General features: G+C 36.9%; 14 protein-coding genes. 10 read left to right on the forward strand and 4 right to left on the reverse strand.

Translation table 11 applies throughout. The features are described from left to right. The first annotated feature begins 142 nt into the window (after positions 1-142). The 3 genes from A6M55_RS09965 (at position 143) to A6M55_RS09975 (ending at position 6,423) form a co-directional block, all read left to right on the forward strand. The gene (locus A6M55_RS09965) at positions 143-2,905 is read left to right on the forward strand and encodes a PAS domain-containing sensor histidine kinase (RefSeq protein ID WP_064197458.1); all 2,763 of its coding nucleotides are present in this window, start codon (positions 143-145) and stop codon (positions 2,903-2,905) included. 397 nt (positions 2,906-3,302) lie between these two features. After that, complete coding sequence (locus A6M55_RS09970; protein WP_064197459.1) at positions 3,303-5,717, forward strand: thiamine pyrophosphate-dependent enzyme; 2,415 nt, start codon at positions 3,303-3,305, stop codon at positions 5,715-5,717. 115 nt (positions 5,718-5,832) lie between these two features. Then, the gene (locus tag A6M55_RS09975) at positions 5,833-6,423 is read left to right on the forward strand and encodes a Crp/Fnr family transcriptional regulator (RefSeq protein ID WP_064197460.1); all 591 of its coding nucleotides are present in this window, start codon (positions 5,833-5,835) and stop codon (positions 6,421-6,423) included. Positions 6,424-6,926: 503 nt separating this feature from the next. On the opposite strand, the gene A6M55_RS09980 is transcribed toward A6M55_RS09975, so the two are convergent. Beyond that, entirely contained in the window at positions 6,927-7,712 is a 786-nt protein-coding gene (locus A6M55_RS09980) for a LuxR C-terminal-related transcriptional regulator (protein WP_064197461.1), read from the reverse strand. A 176-nt stretch (positions 7,713-7,888) separates the two neighbouring features. Between A6M55_RS09980 and A6M55_RS09985 the strand changes: the two genes are divergently transcribed. The 4 genes from A6M55_RS09985 (at position 7,889) to A6M55_RS10000 (ending at position 13,012) form a co-directional block, all read left to right on the forward strand. Beyond that, a complete protein-coding gene (locus A6M55_RS09985; RefSeq protein ID WP_064197462.1) occupies positions 7,889-9,538 on the forward strand; it encodes a glycosyltransferase family 39 protein in 1,650 nt (549 codons plus the stop codon). Between the two features lie 74 nt (positions 9,539-9,612). Beyond that, the gene (locus A6M55_RS09990) at positions 9,613-10,416 is read left to right on the forward strand and encodes a type III pantothenate kinase (RefSeq protein ID WP_015028262.1); all 804 of its coding nucleotides are present in this window, start codon (positions 9,613-9,615) and stop codon (positions 10,414-10,416) included. Positions 10,417-10,475: 59 nt separating this feature from the next. Next, positions 10,476-11,327 (forward strand): carboxylating nicotinate-nucleotide diphosphorylase, encoded by an 852-nt coding sequence (nadC, locus tag A6M55_RS09995; protein ID WP_015028263.1) that lies wholly within the window; start codon positions 10,476-10,478, stop codon positions 11,325-11,327. Positions 11,328-11,461: 134 nt separating this feature from the next. Then, positions 11,462-13,012: a serine hydrolase gene (locus A6M55_RS10000; RefSeq protein WP_064197463.1), complete on the forward strand. Its 1,551-nt coding sequence runs from the start codon at positions 11,462-11,464 to the stop codon at positions 13,010-13,012. Positions 13,013-13,057: 45 nt separating this feature from the next. On the opposite strand, the gene A6M55_RS10005 is transcribed toward A6M55_RS10000, so the two are convergent. Both A6M55_RS10005 and A6M55_RS10010 read right to left on the reverse strand, forming a co-directional pair. Then, a complete protein-coding gene (locus A6M55_RS10005; RefSeq protein WP_064197464.1) occupies positions 13,058-14,641 on the reverse strand; it encodes a S8 family peptidase in 1,584 nt (527 codons plus the stop codon). Positions 14,642-14,712: 71 nt separating this feature from the next. Further along, positions 14,713-15,846, reverse strand: a complete 1,134-nt coding sequence (locus tag A6M55_RS10010) for a PLP-dependent aspartate aminotransferase family protein (protein ID WP_064197465.1) — start codon at positions 15,844-15,846, stop codon at positions 14,713-14,715. Positions 15,847-15,948: 102 nt separating this feature from the next. Between A6M55_RS10010 and argB the strand changes: the two genes are divergently transcribed. The 3 genes from argB to A6M55_RS10025 all read left to right on the forward strand — a co-directional run bounded on the left by argB (position 15,949) and on the right by A6M55_RS10025 (position 18,443). Next, positions 15,949-16,731, forward strand: a complete 783-nt coding sequence (gene argB / locus A6M55_RS10015) for an acetylglutamate kinase (protein ID WP_015028267.1) — start codon at positions 15,949-15,951, stop codon at positions 16,729-16,731. A gap of 112 nt (positions 16,732-16,843) precedes the next feature. Beyond that, the gene (locus A6M55_RS10020) at positions 16,844-17,923 is read left to right on the forward strand and encodes a M20 family metallo-hydrolase (RefSeq protein WP_064197466.1); all 1,080 of its coding nucleotides are present in this window, start codon (positions 16,844-16,846) and stop codon (positions 17,921-17,923) included. A gap of 76 nt (positions 17,924-17,999) precedes the next feature. Continuing rightward, positions 18,000-18,443, forward strand: coding sequence for a DMT family transporter (locus A6M55_RS10025; RefSeq protein ID WP_015028269.1), 444 nt, complete (start codon positions 18,000-18,002; stop codon positions 18,441-18,443). On the opposite strand, the gene A6M55_RS10030 is transcribed toward A6M55_RS10025, so the two are convergent. Then, entirely contained in the window at positions 18,426-19,739 is a 1,314-nt protein-coding gene (locus A6M55_RS10030; protein WP_064197467.1) for a 3-deoxy-D-manno-octulosonic acid transferase, read from the reverse strand. The genes A6M55_RS10025 and A6M55_RS10030 overlap by 18 nt on opposite strands. Positions 19,740-19,907 lie beyond the last annotated feature (168 nt).

Here is a 19,907-nt window from a genome sequence, read left to right on the forward strand (position 1 = left end):
TTCCTAAATACTTATAATTATAATTTTCAAGCCATAAAAACTAAGTATTTTTACTTATAACAGTAGCACTATTTTGAGATAAAAAACAACTTTGGGAGATTAAATCCATTTTTATAATCTGTGAACCAATTCTTATAAAATCATGATTAAGCTAAGAAAAAGCCAATTAACTTACCCAAAATTTCTTAACCGAACTTTTGCTTATTATCCTTCATTTTCAAGTATTATTACACCTCAGTTTTTCAACAAGTACCAATACTTAGTATCAAACATCGACAATTTATTATTTGCAGTTAGTGCAAATGGCCTTGTAAAATTTAATTCCCAAAACATCAGATGTGATTATCCCTTAAAAATTGATTCCTCTACTAAAAGACTCTTCTTCGATTTTTATTACGATTATGTTTGCAGTGTTTTTAGTTTGGTGGACGAAAAAGTACAAACGACTTATCCGTATATCGAGCTGCCAATAAAAAACAGTGTTGGCAAGCACGCTTGGGTAAAAGTTAACTTATTTTTAACAAACCTACAAAATGAGCCATTACTTTATGGTACCGTAGAAGATTTTTCGCATGAGAAATCATCTAATGAGCACAAAGTTGATATTACCAATGAGGCAGCTTCAACACTGATAAGCAGCCTTGAAACAGGTGTATTGATGGAAGACGAAAATAGAAGAGTGATTATTACGAATAAATCTCTCCTAAATATTTTTGACTTAAATCTAAATCCTAATGATTTAATTGGGCAAAATTGTCAGTTAATGGCTCACGAGATGAAAAGCTATTTCAAATATCCTGAGCAGTTCATCGATTTTATAGAGATGAATGTTCAAGGACATACCGTAAAAAATGGAGAGATTCTAGAGTTAAAAAACGGGAAAATACTGGAAAGAGACTATTTACCGATTCAAAATAAAAATGGTAAATACCGCCATATATGGAAATATCGTGATATTACACTAAAATACAATATTGATAAGCAAATCAAACAAAGCGAGGAGAAACATCGTGGGATTATTGAAAACATGCAATTGGGAATCATTGAGGTTGATACCAACGATATTATCATAAACGCCTACAATAAGTTGTGTGAAATGACTGGTTACGAGCCAGACGAGTTGATAGGAAAGAAAGCTTATCAAGTTTTGATAAAAAATAGTCATATTGAAACCTATAAAGAGGCTAAAAATAGAATTATTAAGGGCGATGGAAAACCTTATGAAATTCCAGTTATAAGAAAAGATGGTGCCACTATTTGGGTGATTGTGAGTAGTAGTCCGATTTACAACGAGCAAAATCAATTATCAGGCTTACTGAGTATTTTCTATGATATAACCGAAAGAAAAAAACTCGAACAGGAGCTCGAATTGGCCAATAAAGTTGCGGCGGCAGCACAAGAGAGCGAACGCTTGTTTTTAACAAGTATGACTCACGAACTTAAAACGCCAATTAATGCCATTATTGGCATGACAGATTTACTTAAATTAACACAACTCAACCGAGAGCAGTTAGACTATTTGGGCATTTTAGAAACCTCTACTAAATTTCTCCAAAAGTTAATTACTGATATCCTCGATATTTCTAAGATTGAATCTGGTAATATTCAAATCAATGCTATTTCATTTGATTTGAATAAGATGCTGACGGATACCGTAAAAACCTTTGAGCATACCTTAGGTAAAAAGAATATTGACCTTGTGCTTGATTTAGATTTTAGTCTTGATTCGTATATCATTGGAGACCCACTTTTACTACAACAAATTTTAATCAATTTATTATCTAATGCTGAAAAATTCACCACTAAAGGTCAAATAACTGTCAAGATATCCATAGTGAATCAAACGAGTCAAAACGTTAAGATAGGATTTTCGGTTAAGGATACTGGAATAGGATTTGAACTTGACAACAAAGACTTGATATTCAACAAGTTCTTTCAGTTGCCTTCTGTAAGCCAGCATAAATCAGAAGGAGTAGGTTTAGGCTTAACGATTGTAAAAAAACTCATTGAGCTTCACGAAAGTGAAATTAAAGTAAAAAGTAAAAAAGGTAAAGGTTCGGAGTTTTCATTTGAACTCACCTTCGACAAAGGCCTTAAATTGGAAGCACCTAAGGTTTTAAATTCAAGAACTGAAGATAATATTCCAACTAACTTCCAAAACTTAAGGATTTTGGTTGTGGAAGACAACTTACTAAATCAACAATACTTAGAGCGAGTAATGAACAAATGGTCTGTCAATTATGATGTTGCCAAATCGGGTGAGGAAGCAATACAGATTTTTGACAAGAAAAGGTTTGATTTAGTTTTCATGGACCTACAATTACCAGGCATTGATGGATTCGAAACTGCTGTTAAACTTCGTACAAATTTCCCAGAACGTACTTTTATTATTATTGCCATGACGGCGGTGGTTTTTCCTAAAATTGAACGAGAAGTACTCAAGTTTGGAATGGATGATATTATCAAGAAACCATTTACGCTAACTGAGCTTTCAAATAAAATTAATTCATATTTCCCGAAGTCAAGTTTTGATGAAACAACAGAACCTCAAAATATCTTTATCTGTGAATTAGATAAAGACTTTTTGAATGAATTCTATATAGATGATTACCGCTATGCTCTAGAAGTTTTCAAAGTATTTGAAAGCGAATATCTTAAAGAGCTTGAAAGTATTTTAGCATCTACTAAAAAAGATGATTTATCAACTATAAAAAAGAGACTTCACAGAATCAAAGCTTCTTTTAAAATGGTTGGTCTTTCTGAACTTGAAAACATAATCTCGTTTTTTATTCTGAAGAACAACAATACTATTGCAGATTTGAAAAAAATGGTCAATCCAAATGATATTACCTACATAAAAAATATCATAAAGAAACAAATTAGTATTCTTGAGAATGTAACATAAATATTATTATAAAATGAGTCATCCAAAATTCTGAAAGAAATAATACTTCTTCCATCAGTTTAAACTGATGGCAATATACGGGATGACTCATTTTACACCACTCATTCAAATTCAATAAAATATTACTCATTGATAATGAGAATTTAGAAGAATTTATTGAAACTATCAGTAACAAGCAGCAGTTTGTGGGTATTATTCTACTGTATTTACTTTATTATTTCTTGTTGTCTTTCAACTCTCCTTAGGCTTACTTCGCTTTATTTTGAATTTTGAAATATTTTTTTCTAATTTTACATGGAAAATAGTTGTTATGCTAACTATTTTCTTTTTTAAGAATGCAGACCCATATTTTTGGTTCTATAGCCAGTAGTGAGCCATTCACTCTATTTTTCATTTTATGACAAACCTACTTGCCTCAGTTGCCTCTACCGATGTTCTTTTAACGAAAGAAGAAGTACTCAATGATTATAGAATAGCTTGTGAAAGCCGTGAAGTAAGTTACATTGGCCGACAGGACGTTTTCAGGGGTAGAGCCAAATTTGGTGTCTTTGGAGATGGAAAAGAATTGGCTCAAATTGCTATGTCGAAAGTTTTTCGTATGGGTGATTTCCGCTCGGGATATTACCGTGACCAAACATTTTTGGCCGCTGTTGGTGGGCTTACTTGGCAACAGTTTTTTGCTCAATTATACGCACACACTGATACTGCCCACGACCCATTTACAGGTGGCCGCTCAATGAACGCCCACTACGGCAATAAATTATTGGATGAAAAAGGCGAATGGCTAGACCAAACCCAGATGTATAATACCATTTGCGATGTTTCGTCAACGGCGGGCCAAATGCCACGTGCGATTGGATTGGCCTATGCTTCAAAATTGTTTAGAGAGAATCCTGCTTTACACCAATTTACAAAATTTTCGAAAAAAGGAAATGAAGTATGTTTTACCACCATTGGTGATGCCTCTACTTCACAAGGTATGTTTTTCGAATCTATCAATGCGGCTGGTGTCTTGCAAATTCCCATCATATTTTCGGTTTGGGACGATGGCTATGGTATCTCTGTTCCGATAAAATATCAAACCACCAAATCGAGTATTTCGGAAGCTTTGGCGGGTTTCCAACGCAAAGAAAATTCTAATGGCATTGAAATAATTGTTGCTCGTGCATGGAATTATGTAGAGCTAATTGATGCCTACCAAAAAGCAGCCCTTTATGCCCGCGACCAACACGTGCCTGTACTCGTACACGTAGTTGAAGTAACTCAACCACAAGGACACTCTACATCTGGTTCGCATGAGCGTTACAAATCAAAAGAACGTTTAAAATTTGAACAAGAATTTGATTGTAATACACTTTTCAAAAAATGGATTTTGGAAAATGGATACGCCACAACAGAAGAAATCAGCGAAATAGAAGCCAATGCCAAAGATGTAGCAAAAAAATCACGCAATGCTGCTTGGAGTGCCTACCGTGACTCACTAAAGCCAGAGTATGACTCAGCCTTAGCGATACTCAAAAAAGCAACCACCGAAAGCAAAAATGCCAAGGCTATTTCGAACATAAGAGAGGGGCTCGAAAAAACTGAAAATGCAGCCAGACGCGATGTAATCGCTGCTGTAAAAAAAGCCATCAGAACCATGCGTTTTGAAGAGAATACGGCAAAAAAAGAACTAAGCAAATGGCTCAATGAGGTAGCTCCCGAAAACTACAAACGTTTTAATTCTCATTTGCTGAGTGAGTTCCCATCTTCACCAATGTTTGTCAAATCAGTAGCACCTCAATATACTGAAGAAAGTCAATTTGTTGATGGTCGTGAAATTATCAATACCTATTTCGATAAATTATTAGAGCGAGACCCACGAGTATTTGCCATTGGAGAAGATGTTGGAAAAATCGGCGATGTAAATCAAGGTTTTGCGGGGCTTCAAGAAAAATACGGAGAAATTAGAGTTACCGATGCCGGGATTCGTGAAACAACCATTATTGGGCAAGGCATTGGAGCCGCGATGCGTGGCTTACGTCCGATTGTAGAGATTCAATACTTCGATTATATTTATTACGCCTTAGCAACCTTAACCGACGATTTAGCCTCGCTACGCTACCGTACGGTTGGACAACAGAAGGCACCACTCATAGTTCGTACACGTGGCCACCGTCTTGAAGGAATTTGGCACTCAGGTTCACCAATGTCAGCCATGTTAGGTTCTTTGCGTGGTATGCATGTGTTAGTGCCAAGAAATTTCGTACAAGCCGCAGGTTTTTATAATACAATTCTTAAAGGCGATGACCCCGCTCTTATTATTGAATGTTTGAATGGCTATCGAATAAAAGAAAAGTTACCGACTAACCTCGATGAAATTTGTCTGCCTTTAGGCGTTCCCGAAGTTTTAAAACAAGGTACTGACCTCACAATCGTTACATATGGTTCGATGTGCAGAATTGTCATGGAAGCAGCCCAGCAGTTAGAAGAGGTTGGAATTAATGTAGAAGTGATAGATGTACAATCGCTATTACCTTTTGATGTGCATCATTCAATTACTGAGTCTATCAAAAAAACCAATCGTGTCATCTTTGCCGACGAAGATGTTCCGGGGGGAGCATCAGCATTTATGATGCAAGAAGTGGTTGATAAACAGGGAGCCTATCGCTGGTTAGACTCTGCTCCTAAAACAGTTTCGGCACAAGCCCATAGACCAGCGTATGCATCTGATGGTGATTATTTTTCAAAGCCAAATGCTGAAACCATCTTCGATGCTGCCTACGAAATCATGCACGAAGCCAAGCCAACATTATTCCCGAAACTATATTAAAAACCCTCCTTAGGTAGTTTAAAGAGCTAATGCGTTTGAAATTATAATTTTGAGCGTATTGGCTCTTTATCTTATTTTGCTTTTCTTTCAATTTATGATATAGTACCCAATAACCATGCTGAATCTAGAGCACCCAATGTTACTAGGCTTACAACAATATGCCCAATTTACACAAGAAAATCTCCAAACGGTTGCCCAATATTTTAAGCTTGAAACTTACGAAAAAGATACTATTATCTTAGATATAGGTCATGTAAACAATAAACTCTATTTTGTAGAAGAAGGGGTTTTACAAGAGTTTTCTTACCAAGAAGATGGTCTGCTTACTAATACACGCTGGCTTATACCAGAGGGTAGCTTTGCTTACTCAACTATAAGCTTTATCAATGAAGTTCCTACTCAAATGGGAATTAAAGCGATTGAGCGAGTAAAACTTTGGGCTATAACTAAGGAAAACATTCAAAATATCTACATGACAGTACCTCAAATGGAGCGAGTGAGTAGGCTCGTAATCGAACAGCACCTAATTACTTACGAAAAATTTCTATTATTGATTAGGTATTGTAGTTCTGAAGAAAAACTAACTTGGTTTGAGGAAACTTTTCCTACACTAACCAACCGCATACCTCAGAAATACATTGCCTCATACTTAAATATTCGCCCTGAAACTCTTAGTAGAGTGCGTTCTAAAAGAGCTGAGCGTTAAGCACTTAACAAGGCAACCTTTCATTTCTTGACTTATGTCAATTTTAATTTATCAAAACAATCCTCAAATTTGTAAGGACTATAAATCCATATCCTAATTACTAGCCATCGAGCCCTACTTGCTTGGTGGCTTTTTATTTTATTAACTATTTCTATTTCTCCTGTAAAACAAAAGACGCACACCTTACAGGAATGCGTCTCTCATCGTATATATATAGATAAATTGTTAAAAAGGCAAAGGGGGCATAAAATGTCCCCCGATGAACCCAAAACAACTTTTGCTGTGACTAAAAAAGTGAATTTCTTAGTTTAGTGTGCGATTTCTCTAAAATTTGTCGTTAAGACAATAGTCAGAATGACTAAACAACTATACGAAACTAACAAAATACTTATAATCAGTTGTTTACATAAAATATTATTCAAAAAAAAACTTAACTAATTCTCTTTTATTTAGTTTTAGAATAAAGCCTAATAACAATTTCCTAACTTATTGATATTCAAAAATTATAGAACACCAAGCATTCTACATATTTGTATCAATGCAGTTGTATCTCTCGTACCCGTACGGGCAAGCATATTTCTACGATGATTATCTACTGTATTAGGGCTAATTTTCATTTCGGTTGCAATGTGTTTAGTATCTAAACCTTGTGCAATGTATTGAAGCACTTCTCGTTCTCGCTCCGAAACAATATCATGTTCTAATGTTCTTTTTTCTCCTGAATAGTAAACAAAAACTTTTTTTTCTTGCATACCAAATGAACCTCTAATACAATATTCATCTCCTTTTACCAAATGTGTTACATCTTGAATAGAAAGAATAACCACCGTTGGATATTTCTCTACATTAAATTCAACTGGAATTATATTGATATACCAACGCATGAGACGGTTCTCTTTATCACGCAGTTTCATTCCCCATGCACTGATGAATTGCCGAGTTTTATATACAAAATCTAAGTTTTTTTCAATATTCAATACCCAATTTATAATTGTACTCATGAATAAATGATGCTCTTTCTCAAACATTGTCAGAAACTTCATAAGAATACCCTCTGAGAATTCTTCTTCACTGTAACCTGTGTACTTCAATATGTTTCCGCTTGCTTGAACTACCCTTAAGTGTCTGACATCTATTAAAAAAGAGAGATTCCCTTGTTGGTTATTCAACAAGTTGATAAGCCCTGACTTTTCAAGATACTTTTTATCATCTATCTTTACATCATCAGGATAAAATCGCTCTATGGTTTCGTAGAGTTTTCTTAAAATATTTTCTATTTCCCTATGCACTTTTTGAGAAATTTTTCTTCTTATAAAACTATTTTTTAATACAAATTACGATATTTTTTTTATTTTATCAAAATTTATGTTTTGCTTAAAAACCGATGAAAAATGGGCATTTAAAGACTTTTTTTTGATAAATTGGCCAGTCGTTTTAAAAATTTTTAAATTAACTAAGAAATATAATGCTTAAACAAACAACGAAACTACCGTACATCATCTTATTAGGATTAATATTTTATTTTCCATTTCTAGGGGGTGTCCATCTTTTCGATTGGGATGAAATAAACTTTGCCGAGTCGGCCCGAGAAATGATTCTTACCGGTAATTATAGTCGTGTACAAATTGATTTTAAGCCTTTCTGGGAAAAACCTCCACTTTTCTTTTGGATGCAGACCATTGCTATGCATATTTTCGGAGTGAATGAGTTTGCAGCACGCTTCCCAAATGCCTGTATTGGAGTTATCACTCTAATTACATTGTTTATAATTGGGAAAAAACTTAAAGATAGCACCTTTGGTTTTATTTGGTCGCTGATGTATTTGGGTGCATTCACACCTCATTTGTACTTCAAATCTGGTATTATTGACCCAACATTTAACTTGTGTATCTTTTTAGGCATCTATTTCTTTTTTACAGCAAAAATTGAGCCAATTCAATATTTAAAAAGCATCATATTTTCTGGATTTTTCATTGGGCTTGCAATCTTGACTAAAGGACCCGTTGCTGGCCTCATTTGGGGTTTAACTATATTTTTCTATGGTCTCAGTATAAGATTTAAAAATTATATCAAATGGAAAGAAATGGTAATTTTTGGAATAAGCTGCCTACTAATAACCTCTATTTGGTTCGCAAATGAGCTTTTCAACAATGGCCCTTGGTTTTTCAAAGAATTCATCACTTATCAGATAAGACTTTTCAGTACGCCTGATGCTGGTCATGGTCAGCCATTTTATTATCATTTCGTTGTAGTGCTGATTGGTTGTTTTCCAATTTCGATTTTTGCCATTCGTGCTTTTACATATAATCATGCAAAGATTGATAGTACTTTTAATGAACTAACAGCTTTTGTACCGTGGATGAAAACTACTTTTTGGGTAGTAATGATTCTTTTTAGTATCGTCACGACTAAGATTGTGCATTATTCTTCGATGGCTTATTTCCCGGTTTCGTTTTTAGCCGCCAAATTTATCTACGATTGGCTCAATGAGCGTGCCACTTGGAATAAATGGGTTAGTTTTGGCTTAATTAGCATTGGAGGTATTTTATCATTAATCTTGGCCGCAGTTCCACTAGTGGGCATGAATACCAAGGCCATTGTTCCGTATATCAAAGACCCTTTTGCTGTAAAAAACCTCGAAGCGGTAGTAGAATGGCATACTTACGAAATATTTATTGGAATACTTTATTTTGCCGTAATTCTTTATGCAGTTTTGGTATTAAGACACAAACGAAAAGAAGTGTTTATTTATACACTCTCCTTATCTACGGCCATTTGTTTGTTTTTATTTGGAGCAATGGTGGTTCCAAAAATCGAGCGTTATACACAAGGAGCAGCCATTGATTTTTATGAGTCGAAACGTGGGCAAGAAGTTTACGTTCACGTATTAGGTTTTAAGAGTTACGCTCATTTATTTTATTTCCAGAAACCAGTTTCTGATGTTTCGGCAAAACTTGGAGAAAAATACGAAGATTGGCTATTGAATGGAAAAGTTGATAAACCTGTTTTCTTCGTAACGAAATTCGACCGATACGATGAATACCGAAATCACCCAAACCTTGAGCTTATCAAAGAGCAAAATGGATTTGTGTTTTTGAAGCGTAAAAACCTTTAATGTAAGCAATTTTCTGAAAAAGATTTGAAAGATTAAGAAGATTTAGCAAACTTTGGCATCAAAAAAACTCAACATTGACTCAAAACCCAGCACCCATTACGCAAAACCCATCCTTATTACTAGTCATTGACGTTGGTAATACAGATGCCACATTTGGCCTTTTCGATGGCGAAAAACTTTTGCATAATTTTAGAATTAAATCATTAAAAGACGAAAACTACGTGTATTTTGAATACCGTTTTCGTCAGTATTTTCTTGAAAACAACCTTCGTTTTTCTGATATTACGAAAGTGGTATTAAGTAGTGTAGTTCCACCGCTTACACCTGTTTTCAAGTCGTTGATTATTAATCTTTTTGGCATTGAGCCAATTGTTGTCAATGCTCATATCTTCCCTGCTTTATCGGTTTCTATTGATAACCCTGACGAAATCGGTAGTGATTTAGTGGCGAATGCAGTAGCGGCCTTTACCAAATACCAACGCAACTGCGTAGTAGTAGATTTCGGTACTGCTCTTACATTTACGATTGTATCGGCAGAAGGAAAAGTTTTGGGTGTATCAATTGCTCCGGGTTTACGCACAGCCGTAAAGGCCTTGTTTTCGAATACAGCCCAATTACCCGAAGTACCTTTGGAATTACCGAATTCGGTGCTTGGGAAGAACTCTGTTCACGCCATTCAAGCTGGAATTTTGTGGGGTTATGAGGGTTTGGTAAAAAATATGATTCATAAAATAAGAGCCGAACTCGGAGGCGACTGCATTGCCATCGCCACAGGTGGGCTTTCTTCGATTATTTCGACTTTAAAAGAAGAGTTCGTAGAAGTTAACAGAGAATTAACTTTGGAAGGGTTAAGAATTATTGGGGAAGAATCACATTGAAAGAATAAAACACTTTTCAAAACATAAACGGTCGGCACTTTGGAACAGACCTTAGAAATATGAAATTAGATAAAAGAGCAATCAATAAATTTATTAAAGCCGCTCTTGCCGAAGACGTTGGCGATGGCGACCACACTTCTCTTTCAACGGTACCAACCGATGCCATTGGTAAAGCAAAACTATTGGTAAAAGATGAGGGTATTTTGGCGGGTGTTGAGTTAGCCAAGATGATTTTTAAGATTGTTGATAAAGACCTCAAAGTACAGGTTCTAATTAAAGATGGAAAACCTGTAAAATACGGTGATATTGCCTTTTATGTAGAAGGTCGTGACCGCTCAATTCTTACCGCCGAAAGATTGGTTTTAAACTGTATGCAACGCATGAGCGGAATAGCTACTACAACCAGCCAAGTGGTTAAACTACTCAAAGGAACAAAAACCAAGGTTTTGGATACCCGTAAAACCACGCCTTGTTTCAGAATGATTGAAAAATGGGGCGTGCAGATTGGCGGCGGAGTAAACCACCGCTTTGGCTTGTTTGACATGATTTTGATTAAAGATAACCACGTAGATTATGCCGGAGGCATAAAGAATGCCTTAAATGCGGCCCATCAATACTTAAAATCTACTGGAAAAGATTTACCAATCGAAATTGAAGTGCGAAACCTTACCGAACTCCAAGAGGCACTCGAAATAGGCGGCGTAGTACGAATTATGCTCGATAACTTTAGTTTTGAGAATATCAGAGAAGCTATCAAAATCGTAGATGGACGATTCCCATTGGAAGCTTCTGGCAATATTTCGCCAAAAAATGTAAAAGAATATGCCGATTGTGGCGTTGACTATGTTTCAATGGGCTATCTAACTCACTCAGCTAAAAGCCTTGATTTAAGCTTGAAAGCCGTAAAATAGTATTACGTTTTTCGGGAAGAGTTGTAATAATATTGTATGTTTGATATAGGATTCGTGCCACGACTTGATTTTGATAAATTAAGAGCGTGGCACGAAGTACTTAACTACAAAACTATTCAACCTTTCTCTAAAAAATGAAAACTTCTCGCCGTGATTTCATCAAAACCACAGGGCTTGGCTCTATTGGTTTGAGTATCTTACCTAATTTTTATTCTTTTGCCGAAACGCCCCAAAGTTTAGCCCGAAAGAGTCCTGAATCACAGGGTATATCTTCCGAAGGCATTCGAAACTTCTTAAAAGCTATCAAAGATTCTGGTCTTGAGTGGCACAGCTTTATGCTACTTCGACACGGAAACGTAGTAGCTGAAGGTTGGTGGAAACCATTTTCAGCTGCCAATAAACATACACTCTATTCGCTCTCAAAGAGTTTTACGAGTACAGCCATCGGTTTCCTTGTTACAGAAGGCAAGATTTCTGTAAATGACCAAGTCATTAAATTCTTTCCAGAAGAAACACCCGCATCGCCATCTGAAAACTTGAAAGCGATGAAAATCAAGCACTTACTTACGATGAATACCGGCCATCACACAGATTCGATGCCCGATATTCGGGCAAAGCCCGACCAAAGTTGGGTGAAGTCTTTTCTTGAAAAACCTGTGGAACACGAACCAAGCACTTTCTTTATGTACAATACAGGGGCAACCTACATGCTCGGTGCAATATTACATAAAGTAACTGGGCAAATCCTTGAAGAGTATCTTCAACCACGTTTGTTTGCTCCACTGAATATCAAAGGCTACGACTGGGAAAAATCGCCACAGGGCTTAAATACCGCAGGATATGGCTTACGAGTTAGTACGGAAGATATTGCTAAATTCGGACAGCTTTATTTGCAAAAAGGCAAATGGCAGGGCAAGCAATTATTACCCGAAAGTTGGATAAATGAAGCTACAAGCAAGCAAACTACTTCACAGGCGGGTGATAATGATTGGTCGCAGGGATATGGTTATCAATTTTGGCGTTGCAAGCCAGGTTTTTATCGTGGCGATGGTGCGTATGGACAATTTTGTATGGTAATGCCTGAGCAAGATGCAGTTTTGGTAATGACTTCTGAAAGTTGGAACCTACAAAAATCAATGGATACTGCTTATCAAACCATTTTGCCGGCAATTAAAAATACAACTTTACCAGAAAATCCTTCGGAGCTATCGGCTTTGAAAACAGAACTTGCGGAGTTATCACTTTCAGTACCAAAGGGTTCGACTAAATCTTCGTTGATGAGTAAATACAGCGATAAAATTTTTAATGTAGAAAAAAATGCGTTTGGTATCACCCAAATGGGTTTTGGCTTATTTGATGATGCAGGCGTTTTACGCTTGAATTTTGGTAAAGGAATGGAAAAAATTGGTTTCGGTTGGGAAAAGTGGAAAGTAAATCCTGCTAAACATAAAAATCCATTTTCAGCCAATCCTATTGTGATTCCTTCACGAATTGCCAGCACCGCTACTTGGCTTAACGATAATACCTTACAAATAAACTTTAAGTTTGTTGACCAAATTCATGGCGATAAACTAACTGTAGTTTTTGATGAAAATAAAGTTTCAATAGCACTTTTGGGAAGTGTTGCCGAAAACACGAAGAACAACCCAGAGAAGAGAGAAAAGTTGATTGGAACTTTGGCTTGATATTATTTAGTAGAGACGTTGCGTGCAACGTCTCTACTGAAATTCTTATTTCATTTCCATAGCCATTTTCACGGCATTATAGGCATTTACAACTCCACCCGTGGCCGATAAGTCGCCAAACATCACTAATTCTTCGCTACCTGGCTTTTTCACTCTCATATCCGATAATTTTATTGAAGAATCTAAAATAATTTTCTTGATTTGAGCAGCCGTAAGATTAGGAAAATATGATTTCAATAAAGCTGCTACCCCAGTTGTAGCTGGAGCTGCCATACTTGTACCACTTTTCTCTTCGTATTTAGAACCCGGTACTGTTGAATAAATATCTACCCCCGGAGCAAAAACATCTACGCTTTTCTTACCAAAGTTACTGAAAGTTGCCACCGCATCGGCATCAGCTTTCCACGATAAAGCACCTACCGAAATCCAGTTTTCAGCAACACTCCCATTTTCGTAAGTATCGGTTGGATAATGTACATCAACATCGGTATCTAAATTATCATTTCCAGCGGCTGCTACTAATAAAACTCCCTTCGATTGAGCATATTTTACGGCATCATCAACCCATTTTTTTTCTGGAGAGTATTTCTTACCAAAGCTCATATTGATAATTTCAGCACCATTATCAGCAGCATAGCGAATGGCATTGGCTACGTCTTTATCACGCTCATCGCCATCTGGCACTGTGCGAACAATCATCAATTGTACATCGTTGCACACGCCCATAATACCCAAATTGTTATTGCGATTTGCTCCAACAATACCCGCTACGTGCGTACCGTGCATGGCATCTGGCCCAGTAACTTCATTATTGCCATATTCGCCGTATTCGAGCTTTTTAGGATTATCGCCTATTACTTTGCGAGCATTAAAATCAAGGTTGTAGTTGTATTTCAACTCGCTCTCAAAATGTTCAACTGCTTCTTTAATATCAGCACCTGTTGCCCCTAATTCAATAAACTTTTCGAGTGTTTTTTTTGCCGCTCTTACCTTGCGGTCGGCTTGGCTTTCATCAATACCTTTGATGGCCGCTTGAGTAAGGTTATCTACTTTCAAATATTCTTTTATTACTTTTTCCGATTCTACGTAGTTGTTGTATAGTTGTTTGTAGAAAGGAGCATATTGTTCGCTTTCAGCCTTTTTCTCATCAAATTCTTTCTGTAATGCTTGATACAACTCGTACTCCTCTTTGTTTTTACGGATAAGCTTTTTTGAAGGTTTATCACCGAATTTATCTTTCATTGCTTTCAACATACGAGTCATTTCGACTTGCTCATGGTGCACATCTGTACCATCTTTTCCTCCGATAAAATCCCAACCGTTTATATCATCCACAAATCCGTTTTTGTCATCATCTTTACCATTTCCAGCAATCTCTTTGCTGTTTACCCAAAGTTTATCTTTCAAATCTTCGTGGTTTACATCAGTACCGCCATCAATAATGGCTACTACAACTGGTTTAGATTTTTTATCTTTCAAAAGCTCATTGTAAGCACGCTCAACGCTCATTCCACGAATACCGTCTTTCTCAAAATCAAGGTTAAACCAGTTTAGTTTTGTTTTTAGTTCTTGGGCGTTTGTTTGAAGAAGAAACGAGGATATTAAAATCGAAAAAAGGATTTTTTTCATTAGTATTAGTTTTGTTTTGAGAAAAGTACTCTTTTAAAATTATTTGCGAATTAAACGAATAAGTTTGAGTTTTATGCGAGAGCCTGTTTGAAATCCGCAATCAAATCATCTATATTCTCAATGCCTACCGAAATACGCAAAAGGTTTTCGGGGCTAGTTGAATGAATACCTTCCACCGAAAAACGATGTTCGATTAAACTTTCAACTCCACCCAAACTCGTTGCGTGCTTAAATATCTTTAGTTTCGATGCCAATGCCATTGATTCTTTTTGTCCACCTTTCACTAAAATCGACATCATTCCGCCAAATCCACCAAGCATTTGCTTTTTAGCAACCTTATGATATTCATTTGATTTCAGTCCAGGGTAATTTACTTTTTCGATTTGCGGTTGAGCCTCCAAAAAAGCAGCCAATTTCATGGCATTTTGGGCATGAATAGGCATTCTTATAGCATAAGTTGATAAACTTCTATTCAATAACCAACAATCAAAAGGTGAAGGTACTCCGCCCCCAACACTTTGGAAAGTACGAATTTTTGTGGCTAGTTCGCTTGAGGACGCATTAGGTGGTAGAATCACACAGCCCCCTAAAATATCAGAGTGACCACCAAAATATTTGGTGGTTGAGTGCATTACTACATCAACACCAAAATCGAATGGACGAGTAAAAAATGGGGTAGCCCAAGTATTATCGCATCCTACCATGATATTTTTTGACTTAGCGATTTTCACCACTGCTTGAATATCTGTGATTTTTAAACTCGGATTCGAGGGGGTTTCAATCCAAATCAATTTTGTATTTTTCTTGATTGCCTTTTTGATTGCTCCTAAATCTGTCATATCAACGGCCGTGCAAGTAAGTCCGAAATTGGCGTAAAGCCCCTCAATAATTACTCTGGTATTGTAGTAAATATCATCGGGTAAAATTACGTGACTCCCTGCTCCCAAAGTATGAAAAATACTCATTGTTGCTGCTTGTCCAGAAGCAAAAGCAATGGCCTCACTTCCACCCTCTAAGGCTGCTAATTTTTCTTCTAAAGCTCGTCGATTAGGGTTCGACGCTCGTGTATAAATATCACGCCCTTCTACGATGCTCCCATCTTCGGCACGCTCAAATGTAGTAGATAAAACCAACGGAGGCACAACTGCACCAGTAGTTGGGTCGCCATGATTTCCTGCATGAATCGCAAGAGTTTCGATTTTCATTTTGTAATTTTGTATTATTAAAGTTTACAAATATAGGTAAAAGCCTATATTTTTCAAGGAAGTCTTCGCTTGAAGCGAAGACTTCCTTAATAAAGAAATAAAATGAAACTTAACATTATCAAAATCGGAGGCAATGTCATAGATAATCCTCGCTCATGTAAGCAATTTTTAGAAGATTTTGCCGCACTCGAAGGCTCAAAAATCTTGATTCATGGTGGTGGAAAAGTAGCCACGAAAATTGCCGTCAAACTCGATGTAGAAACCAAAATGGTTGATGGTCGCAGAATTACAGACTTACCCATGCTTGAAGTAGTTACGATGGTTTATGGCGGCTTGGTCAACAAACAAATTGTTGCACAATTACAAGCTCTTGGTTGTAATGCTCTTGGCCTAACGGGTGCTGATGGTGGTGTAATTTTGGCAAAAAAACGCCCAGTTAAAGAGATTGATTACGGCTATGTGGGCGATATAGAAAAAGTGAATGCCCCTTTGATTGATAATTTCTTGCAGCATAATCTTACTCCGATTTTTGCTCCACTTACTTTCGATAAAGAAGGAAATATGCTCAATACCAATGCCGATACACAGGCATCTTCGGTGGCGGTTGCCATGGCCGAGCAGTATGAAGTAAATTTAATTTATTGTTTTGAGAAAAAAGGCGTACTTTCAGACCCTAACAATGATGACTCGGTGATTCCGCAGCTAACACCAAGTGTTTATGCCGATTACAAGGCATCAGGGGCTATCAATGCAGGCATGATTCCGAAACTTGACAATGCTTTTGCGGCCCTCAACCGTGGCGTTGCGAAGGTTACGATTTGTCATGCTGATGAACTAAAACAAGCGGTTGCTGAAGGAACTAGAGGAACACAGATAATTTTGTAAGTACACTGTTCACAGTCAACAATATAAATCATATTATTTGAGCAAATCAGAAGATTTTTCTATCATTCGCTCAGTCAAAACGGGCGGCGTTCCGCTTTAATCATTGAACTTTATGCTTCAAAATTCAGAATTAGTTGAAACACTTACCAAAGATGCCATTGAGCTTCTGAAAGATTTGATTCAAACCGAATCTTTCAGCAAACAAGAAGACGAAACGGCGGCAATTATCGAAGAGTTTTTCCGTGAAAGAAATATTCCGTATCGCCGTAAAAAAAATAATATTTGGGCTAAAAACAAGCATTTCGATGCTTCAAAACCAACCGTTTTATTAAACTCCCATCACGACACTGTAAAGCCAAATCCATCTTGGACTCTCAACCCATTAAACCCATTGGTAAAAGATGGCAAACTTTATGGTCTTGGAAGCAATGATGCTGGCGGTTGTTTGGTTTCGTTGATTGCTACTTTTTGCTATTTCTACTATCAGACAGACCTCAAATATAACGTTGTGATGGCTGCCACGGCCGAAGAAGAAATTTCTGGACGTGAGGGGCTTGAAATGGTTGTACCTGAATTACCCGAAATCGAGTTTGCCATTGTGGGCGAACCTACGCAAATGCACTTAGCCGTTGCCGAAAAAGGTCTTTTAGTTTTAGATTGTATTGCTCACGGAAAATCAGGACACGCTGCCCGTGATGAAGGCGAAAATGCTCTCTATAAAGCAGTAAAAGATATTACGTGGTTTCAGAATTATAAATTCCCAAAAGTTTCCGAAAACTTAGGACCAATCAAAATGAGCGTGACGATGATTAGTGCGGGTTCTCAGCACAATGTTGTGCCTGATACCTGCAAATTCACCGTTGATATTCGTGTAACAGAGCAATATACTTTGGAAGAAATTACGGAAGTAGTGAAGAAAAACATCGAAAGTGAAGTTGTGCCTCGCTCAATTCGTTTGCGTCCGTCGAGTATTCCGAAGGAACATCCGATTGTGCAAGCAGGAATCAGCATGGGTCGTAATACTTATGGTTCGCCTACCACCTCTGACCAAGCCTTGCTCGATTGTCCTTCATTAAAAATGGGTCCAGGCGATTCAGCTCGCTCACATACAGCCGATGAATTTATCTATCTTGATGAAATTGAAGAAGGTATAAAACTGTATATTACCATGCTTGGCAAGGTAATTCTCTAAAAAATTGTATCGCACTAATGGTGCCACACCTGTTTTCTGCGATAATAAGGTATGGCACCATCAATAGTCCAAAGTCATGAGCATCATCTACTATATTCTTGCCTTTTTGTGTGGTGTAACCAACAGCACGCAATCGGGCGTAAATGCGGAATTACGGAGGTCAATCAATAACCCTATTTACGCTGCTATCATTTCATTTGCCTCGGGTTTATTGGGCTTAATTTTGATAACTCCTTTTTTCAAAGAATCAGTGCCAACGCTGACAACCTTGAAATCATTAGAATGGTGGAAGCTAACCGGTGGTGTACTAGGTGCTTTTTTTGTAACAACGGTTATTTTGAGTGTACAAAAAATCGGCTCGGCCAATATGATTTGTTTAATCGTAGCAGGGCAGCTCATAACAGCCATGCTACTTGACCATTATGGGCTTTTAGGCTTCAAACTACACCAAATTAATGGTTGGAGAATTGCAGGTGGGCTGCTAATTGTAGCTGGTGTTTATTTAATCGTTAAGAATTGATTGAGTTATTGCCATTACTTTTTCGGTAGCACCAATATTCTGCAAAACGTAATTCTGCGAAATTTTATCAGATTCTTTCTTTTTTACTTCGTTTGAGCGTAAATCTTTTAATATTTCGGCCAATTCTTCGGTTGAAGAGATGGCGAATGCACCTCCGAGTCTGACCAAATCAACCGCTTCTTTGAATTTATGATAAGCCCTATTACCAAAGAAAATAGGCATTCCGAATGTTGCCGCTTCTAAAGTATTGTGTAAGCCTTTTCCAAACGAACCACCAATAAAAGCAAAGTCGGCGTATTGATAAAGCGATGACAACATTCCGATATTATCAACAATAAGTACCTGATAATTATTGAGTTGTGTTTCATCTTTTACTTCTGAAAAACAAATACTTTTCAACTCAATTTGCTTTTGCCAAGTATTTATTTCCTCTCGATGAATTTCGTGTGGAGCAATAACGAAGGTTAAGTTTGAATCATTTTGAAGTGAATTCATCAACGGAATCAAGACTTCCATATCAGTTTGCCATGCCGAACCTACCATAAATACTTGTCGGTTTGCTTTGAATCGCTCGGCAATCGGAATATCTTTTTTAGCATCAACAATTTGTTTTACACGGTCGAAACGTGTATCGCCTGCCAATGTAATTTGCTCAATATCAATACTTTTCAGCAAATCAAAAGATTCTTGATTCTGCACCAAAATATGTTTAAACTTCTTCAAAATTTCTCTATAAAATCCTCCATAAGGTTTAAAAAAAAGTTGGTTTGAACGAAGAATTGTTGAAAATGAAATTGCAGGAATTTGCTTTCTTTCTAGTTCTGTTAAGTAATTTCGCCAAAACTCATACTTCACAAAATAAACTATCGAGGGCTGTACTATTTCTATGAATTTTCGGGCATTTGAAGGTGTATCTGCTGGAAGATAAAATATAAAATCTGCACCAGCATAATTCTTCCTAATTTCATAGCCCGAAGGTGAAAAGAACGTCACTAAAATCTTATAAGCAGGATATTTTGCTCGAAAAGCCTCGATTACTGGCCTTCCCTGCTCAAATTCCCCTAAAGAAGCACAATGAAACCAAGCAAGACTACCTCGACTTCGCTCGGTAAACGACTCGTTAAACGAGTTGCTGACCGAAGCTGAACTACGGTTGGAGAGCGAAGCCGAATCAAGCCTTTCAAAAATATTTTTCCTACCATCAACCCAAAGTTTTGCTTTTGAATTAAATGGAGCTAAAACATTAATGATAAATGTATATGCGTATATCGAAAAATTATAGAGTATCTGAAGCATTGGCAACCAAACAAGTTCTTCACTTGTCTTGAATTATGTTTTTATAAAGGCAAAACTAAGGAAAAAGCCTTGAAATCACATAAAAAATGGTGTTTTGAGTACGATTTTCAGGGCTTATTTTCATAAATACTTCACATTATTAGCTATATCAGTCAATACTCCAATAAA

It is taken from the genome of Emticicia sp. MM, from assembly GCF_001649495.1.

Coding starts and splice junctions, on each gene's coding strand:
- nadC (WP_015028263.1), top strand. CDS start 10,476: ATGAAATTAGATAAAAGAGCAATCAATAAATTTATTAAAGCCGCTCTT.
- A6M55_RS09965 (WP_064197458.1), top strand. CDS start 143: ATGATTAAGCTAAGAAAAAGCCAATTAACTTACCCAAAATTTCTTAAC.
- A6M55_RS09970 (WP_064197459.1), top strand. CDS start 3,303: ATGACAAACCTACTTGCCTCAGTTGCCTCTACCGATGTTCTTTTAACG.
- A6M55_RS10025 (WP_015028269.1), top strand. CDS start 18,000: ATGAGCATCATCTACTATATTCTTGCCTTTTTGTGTGGTGTAACCAAC.
- A6M55_RS10010 (WP_064197465.1), bottom strand. CDS start 15,846: ATGAAAATCGAAACTCTTGCGATTCATGCAGGAAATCATGGCGACCCA.
- A6M55_RS10020 (WP_064197466.1), top strand. CDS start 16,844: ATGCTTCAAAATTCAGAATTAGTTGAAACACTTACCAAAGATGCCATT.
- A6M55_RS10005 (WP_064197464.1), bottom strand. CDS start 14,641: ATGAAAAAAATCCTTTTTTCGATTTTAATATCCTCGTTTCTTCTTCAA.
- A6M55_RS09985 (WP_064197462.1), top strand. CDS start 7,889: ATGCTTAAACAAACAACGAAACTACCGTACATCATCTTATTAGGATTA.
- A6M55_RS10030 (WP_064197467.1), bottom strand. CDS start 19,739: ATGCTTCAGATACTCTATAATTTTTCGATATACGCATATACATTTATC.
- A6M55_RS10000 (WP_064197463.1), top strand. CDS start 11,462: ATGAAAACTTCTCGCCGTGATTTCATCAAAACCACAGGGCTTGGCTCT.
- A6M55_RS09975 (WP_064197460.1), top strand. CDS start 5,833: ATGCTGAATCTAGAGCACCCAATGTTACTAGGCTTACAACAATATGCC.
- argB (WP_015028267.1), top strand. CDS start 15,949: ATGAAACTTAACATTATCAAAATCGGAGGCAATGTCATAGATAATCCT.